Annotated in this window: 17 protein-coding genes; 1 reads left to right on the top strand and 16 read right to left on the bottom strand. The window is 69.1% G+C overall.

Annotated features, from left to right (window positions below; translation table 11 throughout):
• Positions 1 to 7 precede the first annotated feature (7 nt).
• Entirely contained in the window at positions 8 to 817 is an 810-nt protein-coding gene (locus HKK72_RS11075; RefSeq protein WP_187234219.1) for a phosphotransferase, read from the top strand.
• Positions 818 to 930: 113 nt separating this feature from the next.
• On the opposite strand, the gene HKK72_RS11070 is transcribed toward HKK72_RS11075, so the two are convergent.
• From HKK72_RS11070 to HKK72_RS10995, 16 genes are all read right to left on the bottom strand, one after another.
• Positions 931 to 1,278: a hypothetical protein gene (locus HKK72_RS11070; protein ID WP_187234218.1), complete on the bottom strand. Its 348-nt coding sequence runs from the start codon at positions 1,276 to 1,278 to the stop codon at positions 931 to 933.
• Positions 1,279 to 1,339: 61 nt separating this feature from the next.
• Positions 1,340 to 1,510 carry a hypothetical protein gene (locus tag HKK72_RS11065; RefSeq protein ID WP_187234217.1) on the bottom strand — a complete coding sequence of 57 codons (171 nt, stop codon included), beginning with the start codon at positions 1,508 to 1,510 and terminating at the stop codon, positions 1,340 to 1,342.
• Between the two features lie 11 nt (positions 1,511 to 1,521).
• On the bottom strand, positions 1,522 to 2,238 hold the full coding sequence (locus HKK72_RS11060; protein ID WP_187234216.1) for a peptidoglycan-binding protein: 717 nt from the start codon (positions 2,236 to 2,238) through the stop codon (positions 1,522 to 1,524).
• Positions 2,225 to 2,383 (bottom strand): hypothetical protein, encoded by a 159-nt coding sequence (locus HKK72_RS11055; protein WP_187234215.1) that lies wholly within the window; start codon positions 2,381 to 2,383, stop codon positions 2,225 to 2,227. The genes HKK72_RS11060 and HKK72_RS11055 overlap by 14 nt, the downstream gene beginning before the upstream one ends.
• 8 nt (positions 2,384 to 2,391) lie before the next feature.
• Entirely contained in the window at positions 2,392 to 2,922 is a 531-nt protein-coding gene (locus HKK72_RS11050; RefSeq protein ID WP_222720575.1) for a hypothetical protein, read from the bottom strand.
• A complete protein-coding gene (locus HKK72_RS11045) occupies positions 2,919 to 3,206 on the bottom strand; it encodes a hypothetical protein (RefSeq protein ID WP_187234214.1) in 288 nt (95 codons plus the stop codon). Before HKK72_RS11045 ends, HKK72_RS11050 begins: the two co-directional genes overlap by 4 nt.
• A gap of 42 nt (positions 3,207 to 3,248) precedes the next feature.
• Entirely contained in the window at positions 3,249 to 4,064 is an 816-nt protein-coding gene (locus HKK72_RS11040; RefSeq protein ID WP_187234213.1) for a hypothetical protein, read from the bottom strand.
• Positions 4,064 to 5,227 (bottom strand): hypothetical protein, encoded by a 1,164-nt coding sequence (locus tag HKK72_RS11035; protein WP_187234212.1) that lies wholly within the window; start codon positions 5,225 to 5,227, stop codon positions 4,064 to 4,066. The genes HKK72_RS11040 and HKK72_RS11035 overlap by 1 nt, the downstream gene beginning before the upstream one ends.
• Positions 5,224 to 8,070: a hypothetical protein gene (locus tag HKK72_RS11030; protein WP_187234211.1), complete on the bottom strand. Its 2,847-nt coding sequence runs from the start codon at positions 8,068 to 8,070 to the stop codon at positions 5,224 to 5,226. Before HKK72_RS11030 ends, HKK72_RS11035 begins: the two co-directional genes overlap by 4 nt.
• On the bottom strand, positions 8,070 to 10,388 hold the full coding sequence (locus tag HKK72_RS11025) for a hypothetical protein (RefSeq protein WP_187234210.1): 2,319 nt from the start codon (positions 10,386 to 10,388) through the stop codon (positions 8,070 to 8,072). The genes HKK72_RS11030 and HKK72_RS11025 overlap by 1 nt, the downstream gene beginning before the upstream one ends.
• Positions 10,360 to 10,734: a hypothetical protein gene (locus tag HKK72_RS11020; RefSeq protein ID WP_187234209.1), complete on the bottom strand. Its 375-nt coding sequence runs from the start codon at positions 10,732 to 10,734 to the stop codon at positions 10,360 to 10,362. Before HKK72_RS11020 ends, HKK72_RS11025 begins: the two co-directional genes overlap by 29 nt.
• Complete coding sequence (locus HKK72_RS11015) at positions 10,704 to 11,225, bottom strand: hypothetical protein (protein WP_187234208.1); 522 nt, start codon at positions 11,223 to 11,225, stop codon at positions 10,704 to 10,706. The genes HKK72_RS11020 and HKK72_RS11015 overlap by 31 nt, the downstream gene beginning before the upstream one ends.
• 11 nt (positions 11,226 to 11,236) lie before the next feature.
• Positions 11,237 to 11,659, bottom strand: coding sequence for an HK97 gp10 family phage protein (locus HKK72_RS11010; RefSeq protein WP_187234207.1), 423 nt, complete (start codon positions 11,657 to 11,659; stop codon positions 11,237 to 11,239).
• Positions 11,660 to 12,076 carry a radical SAM protein gene (locus HKK72_RS11005; protein WP_187234206.1) on the bottom strand — a complete coding sequence of 139 codons (417 nt, stop codon included), beginning with the start codon at positions 12,074 to 12,076 and terminating at the stop codon, positions 11,660 to 11,662. It abuts the gene before it with no gap.
• A gap of 58 nt (positions 12,077 to 12,134) precedes the next feature.
• Positions 12,135 to 12,866 (bottom strand): hypothetical protein, encoded by a 732-nt coding sequence (locus HKK72_RS11000; protein WP_187234205.1) that lies wholly within the window; start codon positions 12,864 to 12,866, stop codon positions 12,135 to 12,137.
• Between the two features lie 4 nt (positions 12,867 to 12,870).
• A complete protein-coding gene (locus tag HKK72_RS10995) occupies positions 12,871 to 13,125 on the bottom strand; it encodes a hypothetical protein (protein WP_187234204.1) in 255 nt (84 codons plus the stop codon).
• Positions 13,126 to 13,129: the final 4 nt, after the last annotated feature.

The raw sequence follows: 13,129 nt of genomic DNA, 5'->3' as shown, positions 1-13,129 counted from the left end.
GGGTCTCATGCGTAGCGACTGGACTGACCTGCCCCCCGAGGTGCTTGGCGCGATCAAGGCGCATACCGGCCCGATCCACCGAGTCGAGTCCTCGCCGACCGGGAACCACGCCGACATCGCCGCCACCGTGAACGCCGTGAGCGGGCGGCTATTCGTCAAGGCAGCCCGGATGATGTCGCCGGACAAGGACGGCCCGGAGGTCCGGTCGCTGCGCAACGAGGCCAGGATCAACCCGCACGTGACCGAGTTCGCCCCCCGGCTTCTATGGACCGCGGAAGCCGGGGGGTGGCTCGTTCTCGGCTTCGAGCACGTCGACGGACGGCACGCCGACTTCTCACCCGGATCCCCGGACCTGGCCATCCTGGCGAAAGTCCTCGATGCGCTCCAGGCCACGCCCTGCCCGGACGTGGTCACCATGCGGGTCGAAAGACGCTGGGAATCCGTCGCCGACGACGTGACGCCGATGGCCGGTGAGGCGCTCCTGCACACCGACGTGAACGCCACCAACCTGCTCATAACCGAGGACGGTCACGCCTACGTCGTCGACTGGGCGTTCACCTCACGCGGCGCTGCGTGGGTGGAGATGGGGCTGCTCATCCCGTGGCTGCTCAAGGCCGGCCACACGCCCGCTGAGGCCGCGCGGTGGGTCGCCCAGTTCCCCTCGTGGACCGCCGCCGACCCGGCCGCGAAGGATCTGTTCGCCGACGCGTTCGCTGAGCGGTGGAGCAGACGCCGCGATGTCAACGCCGCGGCGTGGGTCGCCGAGCATGCCGCACTCACCCGGCAGTGGGCGGACTACCGGAGGAGCCGGCGGTGAACGACTGAACCCCGGACATGACGAAGCGGGCCCCGCTCCTCCGTGTGGAGGTGCGGGGCCCGTCTCGTGTGGACGCCCAGTCTTTTCAGGGGTTGCCCCTAAGAAGGCCGTCGCTACGCGCGCGTGGTGACGGGGGTCGGCGACACGTTCTGCCGCAGCAGCAGCGCCAGCACGATCGACAGCGCGGTGACAGTCGCGCCGATCTGGTCGGCGGTGAGCTCGAAGCCGAACGCGGCCATGGCGGTGAGTACCGTCGCTGCGGCACCGGTGATGGTGGACACCACCACGGGCCGGGTCAGCGCGGCGACGGCAGCGGCGAGCACGCCCGTGACGATGACGGTTACGGCGCTCACCTGGTCCCGTGTGAGGTCGAGTCCGTACGAGACGAGCAGGGCGACAGCGGCGTTTACCGCGTAGAGGATGGCAGCCGGCTCGAGGCCGAAGATCCGGACAGGCTTCACGATGCCTCCTGGGCATGCGAGAGCCCCGGCCATCTGGACCGGGGCGGAAGGTTGAGCGGGGTCAGTCCTTGTCGGACCGCGTGAGTTCGTTGGTGGCCTCACGTCGCCATGTGCGCTTCTCGAATCGCTTGCGCTTGCGGGTGCTGCGTTCGGAGCCTGAGCAGTCCGGGCCGGGACCGTAGCCCTGCTTTGACCCTGGGCAGCAGCCGGGTGACTCGTACCGTCCGAGCATCCGAGGCATGGTCAGCCGAACAGCTTCGCCCAGGTCTTCGGGCCCACGATGCCGTCGACCACCAGACGCTTCTTCTTCTGGAAGGCACGCACGGCCGTCTCGGTGCGAGGGCCGAAGTCGCCGTCGACCACCAGCCGTGAGCCGAGTTCGTTGAGTCGCTTCTGCACGACCCGTACGCCCTCGCTGTCGTTCCAGCCCTTGCGGATGAGCGTTGAGGCCTTGAACGGGTACCGCGCCGTGGGCTTCAGCGGCTTCGGCGCAGTGTAGGCCGGGCGTCCGTACCCGGCGATGTCGACGTAGGAGCGGACCCGGCGGGCGCACGCGTCGCCGGTGTTGCCCTCGATCGTCTGCACCCGGCCACCGCCAAGCGTCTTCTCAACGACCCCCACGTGATCGATCGCGCCGACGCTGTCCGACCCGCCCCAGTCGAAGAAGATGACGTCGCCGGGCTTGGCCTTGTCGACGTTCGCCTTCGTCCCGGTGTACCAGCGCTTGGCGGCCTGGAAGTCCTGGGCGTGCCACACCGTGTAAGCCCGGTCGCCCTTCGGCAGGACCGCCGACGTCGCACCGGACTTACGCGCCCAGTAGGTGACGGCCATGTCGCACCAGGCGGCGTTGAGGAACGCGTCGCCGTTCCGGCTGGCGTACGCGCGGGTGATTGTGTTCGGCCGGCCACGCAACCCGAGGTTTGTCCGGGCCGCGGCGAGCATCTGGCTACTCGTCGCCATCGGGGTCGCCTCCCTCGTACACGCCGGTGGCCGGGTTGAGGGCGTACCCGAGGCCTTCGAGCACCTTGGTTTCGTCGCTCTCGGTGGGTCCTGCTGGTGCCTGGTTCACGTGCTCGAGCACCAGGTCGCTTTCTTCGCTGGACATGTCCCTCCTCAATCTCGTACGCATGTCGAGGTCTCGCGTGGTCCGCCGGCGGTGAGGACGGTGACGGTCTCCTTGTGGTAGCCGTCTTCGCACGGCGCCCCTGCGGGTCCGGGTGGTCCCTGCTCTCCGTCCTTGCCGTCGGCGCCGTCCTTGCCGTCCGCCCCGTCTTTGCCCGGAGCGCCGGGCGGACCGGTGACGGTGGCTCCTGGCGCCCCTGGGGCCCCGGAAGCGCCCGTCTTGCCCTTGCCCCCCGGCGGGCCTGTGACGGTGGCCCCCGGCTGCCCTGGAGGCCCTGAGGCGCCGGACGGGCCGGGAGCGCCGGACGGGCCGGGCTGCGGGGAGACCGCGGGAACGCCGCCCAGAGCACGCACCTGCTCAGCCAGCGTCGACACATCCCGTTCCAGTCGGGCATTGCGCTGGCTCTGCGCCGCCAGTGTCGACAATCCCCATGCCACCCCACCGACCAGCACCAGCACCAGCACCGCAACCGGCACGTACTGCCACGTCGCCCGCCGCCGGAACCGGTGCGGCCCGCTCACGACAAGCCCCGAGTCACCAGCCACACCACAACACCCACCACAATCGGGGCGATGAAAGCCGTGACCGCCAGCGTCGCCATGAGCGCCCGAGTGGATCGGGCCCGTTTGAGTTCCTCCTCGATCGTCTCGAAGCGCGTGTCGCGGCGGCGCTCGTCGGCGAGGTACACCTCCCGCAGGACGAACTGATCCAACCGGGCGAGGATCCCCGCGTAGTCGTCGCGGACCTCGAGGTGGTTGCGCTCAATGAGCCGCTGTAGTTCGCCATTGGATGGCTCATCGGCCACGTCGCCCCCTCATCATGTGGGCGCGGTGGTGAGTTGTCGTGGTCATACGCCGTCCCAGACCAAGCCGATGCGGCACTCGCGGCCGGTGGTCACATCGGCCGCCGTGATCGCGGATTCGGTGCTGAACCACAGGTCGAGTTGCACGCGTTCGCCCTCGGCGGCGTAGATCCGCCAGGTCCCGTTGGCGTGCTTGGGCTCGGTGCTCGCGCCGGTCGGGACAAACGGCTCGCAGCCCTCCCACGCGTTGCCCTCTCCGGTCTGCGACTGGTTGTTCACCGACACCCCAGGGATGGCCACCAGGCCGGCCGCCCCTGTGCCGGACAGGGACACGACCGCGTCGACGAGCCACCAGCCGGACCAGCCGTCCGGGACCGTGTACCGGGTCGGGTCGCCGTCGACCTCCGTCACCGCCGCGCCGATCGAATGCGTGCGCGCCAGGCCCGTACCCCCGCCCGTCGCCGAGAAGGTGAGGACGTTCCCCGCCGGCGCGGAGATCCGCCGGTATTCGGCGTTCGCGCCGGTGTCGATGCGGATCCAGTCGCCGGAGGAGAACGACGCAGCTGAGGCGACGGTAATGGAGTTGTCAGCGACCGCCGCGGCCACTGACAGCGTCGAGGACGCGCCGCCGCCGACGACCGCACCGGACACCCACCCGCTGTGAGAGTCCTCGCTGACGGAGTCCCACGGGACGTTCTGGTGGACGTTCTCGGTAAGGTTCCACGCGGACGTTCGCCTGGCCACGAACGAGGGCGGATCCAACAGCGCTGTCATCGGGTCGCGAAGGAACTCGTTCAGCACATCGGGCACCGTGCCGACCACCACACCCGGCCGGAAGTCAGGGATCTGCGGGACCGGCATCAGCTCTTCCTCCACACGGCGATCAACTTCGCGCAGTCGCCCGCGCCGGTGCGCACGCTCAGCGCGGCACCCTGCGTGTGCTGCATCTGCACTTCGACGTAATCGCCCACCGCCATGCGAACCCAGCCGGACGCGTACAGCGCCGTCCCGGATGTTGATGTGGCGGCAGGGATCGACGACCCGCCCTGATAGATCGCGGTGCCGCCAGCGGCGATCGTGTGCAGCAGCCGAGCCGCCCGGTAGCCGACGTTCGCAGCGGTCTCCCCGACTGCGACGAGCCCGGCGACGAAGTACAGCCCGGCGCGCTGGCACACGTAGCGGCTGTTGTTGCTGACGGGGTTGTGGCCGGCGTAGTTGTCGACCGTCTCGCCTGGCATGTTGATGCTCGTCCAGGTGCCCGACCCTGACGGGATTGTCTGCGCCGTGCCCTGGCTGGTGATCCTGGCGATAGGCGGATAGTTCAGCCAGTGGATCAGATCACCGATGTGGACATTCAGCGGGATCCTGCCGCCGGTGGTGTCGTCGGCGGAGATCAGGTCAGCGGCGGTCCACGTGCGGGGTGTCCCAGGGTGGGCGACGACGTTCCCCGACCCGCACGCCCACCTGGCGGTGAACGTCGGAAGCTTCCCGTTAAACACCGTGTTCAGGGCGCCAGCAGTGGTCTGGTACGCCATGAGCTCGAGGTAATCGTTCGACAAGTCGATCTCGACGAGGTCGATCACCTGGGTGGTGGCGGCATGCGCGGTCGTGCCCGTGATCTTCATTCCCTCGGCGACCGTCCCGCCGTTCAGCCGCACACCCGCGATGCGCACACCGCCGTTTGCTCCGCCGAACGGCACGTGCCCGTTGACCAGGTACCAGTCCGAAGCCGACCCCGTAAACGGCGGGACGTACCGGCTGGTGTTCGTGGTGTCGCCGTGGCCGTCGTGCGTGTCGATGAGCTCACTGTCGAGCGGCACGGCCGTCCAGGTGGAGGCGGGCACGCTCAGCGCGGTCGTGCGGACACCCTGGAACAGCGGTCGCGACCGGTGGTAGGCAACCGCACCGCCGACCCCGGTCTCAAGGACTACCGACCGGAGCCGCTCCCCAGGCTCGAACAGGTGGACACCGTCCATGGCGATGATCGCGCGGCCGTCAGGCAGTTGAACGCGGGCGGTGGTCATAGCGCGAGGGTCACCTCCCCCAGTGGCCGGTCGGAGTCCAGGACCGCGACCGGGTCCGGGGCTGCGACCAGCGTCAGTGTCGTGGTCCAGTCGCCCGGGTCGGCGTCGTGCTCGATGCCGAGGACCATGCACCGTTGCGAGCGGGCCGGCGCGCCGTCCGGGGTCCAGTTGACGAGGACCAGGTCGCCGATCTCCAGCCCGAGGCACACGTGCCAGCCGTCGGTGTGCGCACGCGGGTTGAGACTCAACTGCTGCACACGCGGGCGCCGCACCCCGTACCGGCCGACCAGCCACCACGCCAGGTGATAGGCGTCCTCAGGCTGCAGCAGGTGGGTGTCCCGGGATAGGGGGCCCCGCCCGTACCGGCCGGCCGAAGTCTCGTTGATGGCCGTGACGGTCCCCGAGACGTCATCCTCCGAGGGGCCGATCCGTGAGGTGTTGTCGATCTCCACGACGGGGAACAGCTGCTGCTTGTCGTCGACGTACTCCGGTGCCCCCAGGTAGGGCACCTCGCCGGGCTGGTTGCCGAGGGTCCACCGGATCTCCTGCAGGTCCAGCTCTCGGCGGGACCGGTAGCACAGCTCTCCGGCGGCCGACACGAACGCCAGACCGTCGTCCCAGGTCGAGACGTCGCCGATGAACTCCCCGAGGCTGCGACCGTCGAACCCGGTCTGCTCCGACAGGAAAGGTTCAGCGGCCGACAGAACCCGGGTTCCGTTCCACCCGGAGTAGTTCGCCCACCGGGCCATCACCGTGTTGGTCCAGTCGAAACCGCTGTTGCCCCGCTTCAGGCACCGGCTGATCTGGGCGTACTCCTGGCCGGACAGCACCCGCGGGTACACCGCCACCCGGCCGAAGGCGGCGTTGACCATGCGGCCCGCACCGAACTTGTCCGCCTCCCCGCCGACGGACAACAGGTTCCAATCGCCGCGCAGGCTGCACGCCCCCGAGATCGTCGGGATGGAGATGTCGCCGTCGTAGAGCTGCCACGCCGTCGGCGTCAGCGTCAGCGCGAGCACCCTCCACTGCCCGGGGGTGACGAATGCGGAGGTGGTCGTCTGCGCCTTGGTCGTCTGGTGCCAGACGGTGACCTCGATCTGGTGCGTCGCGGAGTCGATGGCGATCTTCGCGACCGAACCGGCGCTGTTGCGCAGCTGCAGGATCGTGGCGTGCAACGTGGCGTACGGCTGGTTGTCGATCGCGGCGGCCAGCACGACCGTGATCCCGTCGGTGATCGGCGGGAAGTTGTCGTCGTCGGCTCGCAGGCAGTAGCCCTTCTGCGTGTCCGCAGCGACCAGGCTGGTCTGCGCCCAGCCGGTCCCGGAGTCGCCGATGATGACGTCGCCGTCGGGCAGGATGCCATGCACACCGCGCTCCTGCAGGGACGCCCCGAAACCCGCCTCAGCGCTACCGGCGCCGTACTTGGAGACGTACTGCACCAACTGGGCAGGACTACCGGCCACCACGTTCACAGCGGCCGGTGACCCGTCGGGGTCGTCCAGCAGCCAGTGCGCGTACGGCCGGGCCCGGTCCATCTCCGCCCGCGCGATCGGCGGCAGCGCCGCATCGAGGGTGGAGTACACGTCGGTCAGGGAAACCTCAGCCCGGCCCACGCTGCCGGACAGGTAACGCGACAGCCACCGTTCCGCACTGGACACCATCACCGGGTACGTGCGGTCGTCGACCGTCACCAGCGCCCGGCCCGGCGTGTAGATGTCCACCGGGACGCTGCTGATCTGGTTGCCGGACGCCGTCGCCGCGGCGGCCGGCGGGGAGAAGGTGATCGTGGTGGTGCCCGCTGCCGAGGAGGTGGAGGACACCTGGAAGACGGTGTCCTCCTTCGCCACGCCGGCGGCGGTGAACAGCCGGACGAAGTCGCCGTCCTCCACATCGGCTGCGTCGGCGTCGGGCACCTTAATGGTCGTCGTGGTGCCGGTCGCGGTCGCCGTCGCCGACCACGACTCCCGGGGCGTCAGTGCCCCCTCGTCATTGGTCCAGCTGAGGTCTGCGTTCCCCGACTCCGGCTTGCCCAGGTCGGCGGTCGCACCGCGTTTGGTCTGCAGCTTCTGGCATCGAGTCGTCAGCGAGTGCCACTTCATCGCCGACAGGGGCGTGCGCTGGTCGTAGCCGAGCGCCAGCTGGACGTCCACGTGCACACCGAGCGGGGGTTCCACCGCCGGGCCGGCCACGTCCTCCCGCAGGCACACGATGATCCCGGCCAGATCCACAGGCGCCGTCGACGACCACGACGCGGTCTTCGCGGTGTTGGCGACCTGCCACATGGAGTGCTGGCGGATCGGCGGTGTGGAGGCGCTGGAAAATGTGCTGAGGCTCGTCCAGCCGGGCGAGGTCACCGAGATCGTTGGGGTGGTGAGGTCTTGCGCCAGCACCGCGATCATCAGGCAGTCGTCACCCGGCGTCGGCGTCAACATGGAAAGCGACGTGACCGAGTGCCCGCTATTTACCACCGGGGCACTGTCCAGCTGCAGGTAGTGCGTCGGCCGGTCCACCTCTATGACGCTCATCAGAACCCGGCCGACGTCGCTGGCGCCGATCGCCTGCGCCGAAGCGTGCACCCGCGTCCACCCGTACGGCGCGGTGGTCACGTTCGGAGCCGCCCACACCTGGCAGTGCAGGTCGTCGACCTCATTGTCGGAGGTGCCGAGTAGTGTCCACAGGTTCCGGCGCAGGTCCCCAACGGCAATCTTCGGCTGGGTCCCGTCGACCGCCCGCCAGCTCACGATCGCAATGAGCGTGGAGCCCTCGACGATGTCGTCCACACGGACGATGACGTCCTCGTCAGTGTCGACGCCAGCTTCTTCCTGGATCACGGTGGTCGGCATCAGCGGCTCTTCACCGTGGCGAACGCGTTCCGGCCGTGGTTGTTATCGGAGTAGCCGCGGCCGAGCTCGATGACGGCCTTGCCGAACTCGCGCTTGTCCATCTCCAAGATGACGACGATCGGCCCACCACCGCCCGCGGCGCCCTGCGGCAAACCGAGCGACGGCGTGGACGAGCCGCCCGTACGACCGGAGTTGATGGCCTCCAGCAGCGGCCGGTACTGCGACGTCGCAGCGGCGTTGATGACGTACTCGCCGTTGGACAGCAACGCGGGGATGCTGTCGCTGGTGGCCGTGCCAGGGCCGCGGACCGGGCCGCCGGTCGGGTAGCCCTTGACCGGGCCGCCGGTGGCGTACCCGACGTAACCGCCGTGGGCAGCGCCGAACGCACCGCCGAGGAGATTTACCCCGATATTGATCGTCCTGGCGCTCATCTCGGCGATGAGCTGGTTGATCGCGGACCGCGCCTGACCGGTGCTGGCGGTGACGTTGGTGTGCTTCTTCTTCGGGATCTGGTCGGCCGCCCGTTTGACCCCGAACAGCTTGGTCGCGAGGGCTTCCGCCTGCTTGCGGGTGTAGCCCATCTGCTGGGCGGTCGACACGAAGCGGGCCCGCGCGGTGTTCATGTGCCGGGCGACCTCTTGAGCGGACTTGCCGCTGTCTCTCATCGCGACGGACTGGTTGTGTGCTGCGGTCACCAGCGCGTTCAGGGCGGCTTCGTTTGCCCGCGACTTTTCCGTGTTGAAGCCGATCTCCCGGCCGTTCTGCTTGATGCTCGTGGCCGCCGCGTCGACTGCGGCTTGGTAGGCCGAGGACGCCTCACGCAGAGTCAGCGTCTTGCCCGCCAACTTGTCGAGTTCAGCCCTGAGATCCTTGGCGGTCTGCGACGCCAGTTTCATCGTGGCGCCGAGCGAGCCGACGTTCCCCGAGGCGCTACTCATGCCCGACGCCATGAGGGTGGTCGCGGACGCCGCGGCGCTGGCGCCGAGGTCATAGCTGACCATCTGCGCCTCGACGAGGGCGATCGCGTCCTTCGCGCTCACGCCGTCGCCCGCGACCTTCCGCAGCGAACTGCCGACCTTGTCGATGTTGCGGGCGGCGATGGCGATGGGCCCGAACTTGAGGAAGACACCGGTGAGCTTCGTCAGGACCGCGATGGCGTGACCGGCGCCGGTGATCAGCAACCCGAGCGAGTCGACCATCCGGGCGAACATCTCTGGGTCAGCGGCAGCAGCGATACGAGAGATCGCGTCCGCGATCCTGCCCATCAGGCCCGGCATCTCGTTGCCGAGCGCGTTGAACATCGGCCCGGCCGCGTCCACCACATCGTCTAGGGCGGGCCCGATTAGCTTGAAGCTGCGGATGAAGTCATCGGCGAACGCGCTCGCGTAGGGCGCCAGGTCTGCCAGGGCGGACCGCAGGTCGGGAATGAGCTCGTCGAAGGTGTCGCGGGCGGCGTCCGCGATCACGTGCCAGGTCTGTTCGAAAGGCTTCCCGATGTCCTTGGACTCGGTCTTGATGTGCTTCTTGAGCCCGTCGATCTCCTTCTTGACCGACTTCGACCCCGCACTGGCCTTCAACCCCAGGCCGATCAACGCCCCGCCCAGGCCCAGGGTGATGGCGGTCGCGGCTGCCGACGCCACCCACGGCAGCGCGGCCAGGCCGGCGGCGACCTTCGCGATCCCACCGGTCGGCGAGGTCATCGCCGCGCCGGCCGCCGTCGCCGACTTGCCCATCCGCGAGAACGCGGCATCCCCGTCATCACCGAGACCCGGGAACCTCGAGCGGAGCTGGTGCAGAAGCCTGTCGTGCTCTTCGGTCGCGCCGGCCGCGCGCAGCTGCGCCAGGCGCTGCCGGTGCCCGGCCATTTCCGCGTCGCGGGCCAGGCGCCGCTCCTCCTCCGCCTGCTCCTCCGCTGCATGTGCGGCTGCCCGGTGTGCGGCTGCGGCGGCCATCGCTGCGCGCTCGATCTCCCGCTCGGCTGCGGCTGCCCGCTGCGCTGCCTGCTCCTGTGAGATCTCCCCGCGCGCCAGCTCCTCCGTCGCGTCGGCGGCGTCCCTGATCGCACGCTCCGCGCTCTGAGCCGCCTCCCGCGCGGCCGTGCCGGCCCGGCGGGCGGACTCCGCTGCGCGGTCCTGGTCGCGGCTGTAGCGCTGGATCGCGTTGCCGATCCTGCGGGTGGCGTACTCGGCGGCGACCTGCTGCCGCTCTACCCGGGACAGCTCCCGGTCGTAGGCGCGAGCGGCGTTCTCCGCGCTCTGGAAGGCACGCTCCAGCCCCTGATCGTCGCCATCAAGGCCGATGTTCAGCTGACGTTCCACCGGTCACCTCCCTCCGCGGCTTCAGCACCAGATGGATGCCGGTGGCCTGTTTGCCGTTGCCGGCCTCGCGTGCGGTCTCCAGGTGGAAACAGCCGGGGCACATGCGGGTACCGGCGCTGTAGGCGTCCTTGTGGCCGCCCTGCTCGGGGTCCCACTCCTCTGGCCGGGTGCCGCACCCGCGGCAGCGTTGCCGCTCGCGGACCATCCACCAGATGGCCTTCTCCCGGTCGTACTCATCCCAGGACAGGAACTCGCTGTGCGGGATCCGGTAGCGGTCACAGACCGCCATCTCCAGCTCGAACTGCGGATCCGCGTCTAGCCTTTTGGGACCGAACCGTCCACCCACCGGGCGTTGATGTTCAGCGCCTTGATGAACAGGCCGGCCTTCTCCGCCTGGCTCAGCTGAGGGAAGACCTCGGTCTCCCACTCCTCGGCGGTCAGCTCACCCTGCACACCGACCAGGAACATCGTTTTCCCGAAGGTGTCGTTGTTCCACAGGGTGTCCTCGGTGCCCTTACGCGGCTTGTGCTCGGGCAGGCCCAGGAGCCGCTCGAACTCCTCCGGCTCCTGGGCCTGGATCCGCACCTCCTGGTAGCAGTCCGCCAGGGCCGCCTTCGCCTGGTCGACCTCCGCCTGCGCCTTGGCGATCGCGGCCTCAGCGCCCTCGTCGCTCCGCATCAACGCGGCGGTGTGCCGCTCTTCGGCTGAGGTGACACCGTCCCGGGCGGCCATCTCCTCGTCCGGGTCGACGGCCCGCAGGTGATACACCGCGACGGGCAGCTTCCGGCTCTTCAGCCGAGCCAGGCCCTTCGCCTTCGCCGTGCGCGTGGTGGTCAAGGTGTCCTCTTTCATCGGAAGCCGTGGCGTTGCAGGACATGGGCGACCATGTCGTCGATCACCTCGGTGGCCTCATCGGCCTTGGAGACCAGGGCGACCTTCAGGAACGGCCGGGCGGCCTCGGGGTACCAGTGCCGCCGGTTGCCGTACAGGGAGTGGTAGAACACCGCGGGCGGGCCCTCGTAGAACGGGGCGTGCGGTGCCTTGCGGATGTTCACAGCGACCCGCACCCCGGCGGAGTTGCCGCCGGAGAACCGGCCCGACACCCAGATCGCGTCCGGGATCCGCGTCGACCAGGACGAGTTACGGCGGGCCTCCTCGGCGACGATCCCGCCGGCCGCCAGCACCGACGGGCGGAGCTCCTCCCGCACCTCCCGCGGTATCGAGTGAAGGTCCCGGATGAGTTCCCGGAGTTCCGCCCGGTGGATGGCCACCTACGCGACGGCGCGGGCCCAGGCGCCGGAGCCCGGCCACTTGGTCGACACCCCAGCGAGGTCGCCCACGCTCGCGTCGAACGGCTGATACTGGGACGGCAGCGCGTTCCCCTGGTATTCGGGGTTGGTCGCACCCACCGAGGCGCTTGTCGGCCGGACGTTCACCGGGATGACCGCGCCCGAGTCCCACAGGTCCCACAGCAGCGCGTCGGTCTGGCTCGAGGCGAAGTCCTGGTTCCAGTCGAACTCCACCGCGGCGTCCTTCAGGCCGCCGATGCGGGTCCGCCAGCCGGAACCGCCGAACGTGGTGGTCTCCAGCTCATCGGTGGTGAACGGCAAGGTCACCTTCTTGCACATGGTGGACATCACCACGCTGTTGATCTCGATCCGGGCGTCGATCAGGGCGAGAAATCCCACGGCGGCCCCTCCTTTGCATGAGAAAGGCCGCCCGAAGGCGGCCGGTTGAACGGCAGTGTCAGAAGCCGACGCCCATGGCGCCGGCGACGGTGAACGACCCGGTGATCGCGCTGACGTTGAAGCGGAACCAGGTGTCGGTGAGCGGGCCTGCGACCCGGGTCATCCATCGGCCACCGGCCGTGGTGAGCGGTCCGATCGTCGCCACGTCCGTGGCGCTGGGGAAGTTGCTGGCGGTGTCGGACTGGACCTTCACAGTGATGGTCGTACCGGGGGTGCCGAGCACGTGGAAGCTGACGTAGAGGAACTGGGAGGCGCCGGCCGCCGCGAGTTGCACCGGCGAGCCCAGCACGCCCGTGGCGTTGACCGCGCCGGGCGCCTTGGCCAGCCGGCCCCGGACCAGACCATGCTTGTTGCTGCCCGACAGCCCGAGCGTGAACGGCAGCAGCTCGCCGAGCTGACCATCGATCTGGTAGGAGAACAGCCCGAACTGTGTGAGGTAGGCGATCTCCGCCTCCACCTCGTCCGGGTAGACGGTCATCACCCGGTCCATCACGCCGAGGTTGCCGAACGCCTCGGGGTCGACGGCGTCGGTGGCAGCCGACTGCCAGAGCCCTTCCGCCGCCGCCTTGACGTCCCTCAGACCGGCTTTGCGCTCCTTCCACCCCTGTGATCCGAACGTCGTCGCTTCCAGCTCGTTGAAGTCACCGGACAGCATGATCTTGTTCGTCTCGGCGGTGAAGTCGTGGCCGCCCACGAGGATCCCCGCGTTGATGAGTGCGATGGGCGCCATCGGGCTACTTCTTCTCGTCCTGCTTGCCCGACCCCTTCGCGGTGGTCGGTTCCACCTTCCGGATCAGGCCCGAGTGGACGAGAGCGTCCACGTTCGTACGCGGGTCGAGGTGCGCGGAGTCGAAGGTCCCGCCCAGCTCCACGTCGATCCGCTCGTGCTTGTGCTCGGTGCACCCGCGCGGGCAGTTGTCGCGGTGCCGGTCGATCACCGTGGCGATCGCCAGCGGGGGTTCCGCCAGCACCTCATACATCTCAGCCATGAAT

The organism is Actinomadura sp. HBU206391, from assembly GCF_014323665.1.
In the GTDB taxonomy this organism is placed as follows: domain Bacteria; phylum Actinomycetota; class Actinomycetes; order Streptosporangiales; family Streptosporangiaceae; genus Actinomadura_C.
This window is presented reverse-complemented; position numbering and strand designations above follow the sequence as displayed.

Excerpts from the sequence above, each read along its gene's own strand:
- HKK72_RS11075 (WP_187234219.1), top strand. The coding sequence starts at position 8 with ATGCGTAGCGACTGGACTGACCTGCCCCCCGAGGTGCTTGGCGCGATC.
- HKK72_RS11065 (WP_187234217.1), bottom strand. The coding sequence starts at position 1,510 with ATGCTCGGACGGTACGAGTCACCCGGCTGCTGCCCAGGGTCAAAGCAG.
- HKK72_RS11060 (WP_187234216.1), bottom strand. The coding sequence starts at position 2,238 with ATGGCGACGAGTAGCCAGATGCTCGCCGCGGCCCGGACAAACCTCGGG.
- HKK72_RS11055 (WP_187234215.1), bottom strand. The coding sequence starts at position 2,383 with ATGTCCAGCGAAGAAAGCGACCTGGTGCTCGAGCACGTGAACCAGGCA.
- HKK72_RS11040 (WP_187234213.1), bottom strand. The coding sequence starts at position 4,064 with ATGCCGGTCCCGCAGATCCCTGACTTCCGGCCGGGTGTGGTGGTCGGC.
- HKK72_RS11035 (WP_187234212.1), bottom strand. The coding sequence starts at position 5,227 with ATGACCACCGCCCGCGTTCAACTGCCTGACGGCCGCGCGATCATCGCC.
- HKK72_RS11030 (WP_187234211.1), bottom strand. The coding sequence starts at position 8,070 with ATGCCGACCACCGTGATCCAGGAAGAAGCTGGCGTCGACACTGACGAG.
- HKK72_RS11000 (WP_187234205.1), bottom strand. The coding sequence starts at position 12,866 with ATGGCGCCCATCGCACTCATCAACGCGGGGATCCTCGTGGGCGGCCAC.
- HKK72_RS10995 (WP_187234204.1), bottom strand. The coding sequence starts at position 13,125 with ATGGCTGAGATGTATGAGGTGCTGGCGGAACCCCCGCTGGCGATCGCC.